Origin of the sequence: Bradyrhizobium sp. 31Argb, assembly GCF_043638955.1 — a bacterium.
In the GTDB taxonomy this organism is placed as follows: Bacteria; Pseudomonadota; Alphaproteobacteria; order Rhizobiales; family Xanthobacteraceae; genus Bradyrhizobium.
Genome location: NZ_JBEGDB010000698.1, coordinates 1 through 565, shown reverse-complemented (window position 1 = coordinate 565; position 565 = coordinate 1). Strand labels below are relative to the sequence as shown.

Below are 565 nucleotides of genomic sequence, written 5' to 3'. Positions count from 1 at the left end.
TGAGCAACCGGCGACATGGGTAACACTTCAAACCGACGACATGGGTAACACAATTCTCGTTTCGTTCAGGTCTGCTGTTGCTGGGGCTGTGGACCCTGGGGGCAACGCGCAGCGTTGTCCCCAAGTCCACAGCGCTTGCGCTTTGGTTTTCGGAGTTCATCGCTCTGATAGGCGATGGTGCCGAGCATGATCGGGCCGTAGCTGACGGTCCAGCAGCCCTCGGATTCAGCTAGGCCAACCGGCTCACCCGCCAGAGCCGCGGTGATGTAGACGAACTTGCCATCGAGTTTGATCTCTCCGTTGTGGCGAACCCGGCGGACGTCCTGGTCGCCATAGTCCGGCGAGCGCAGGATGCCATCAAAACGGCGCGGTGAAGCCTGGTAGCGCTCGGCCGGCGTGGCATTGTCGAGCGCCTGGTGCGGGCGTTCTTCGTTGTAACGCTGCTGGAAGGCGCGCAGGCGCTTGAGCTGGTCGCGCAGGCTGTGTGCCGGCGGGTTGGCCGCCTCCTGCAACAGGGTAAGATGCATGCGCTCGTGACGGCCGTTCTGCTGCGGCTTGCCCGGAG

1 protein-coding gene is annotated in these 565 nt (G+C 63.2%); it reads right to left on the bottom strand.

Annotated elements, in window-relative coordinates:
- Positions 1 to 65: 65 nt before the first annotated feature.
- The coding region (locus tag AAFX91_RS42335; RefSeq protein ID WP_394570432.1) for an integrase core domain-containing protein at positions 66 to 565 on the bottom strand (500 nt) is incomplete at its 5' end.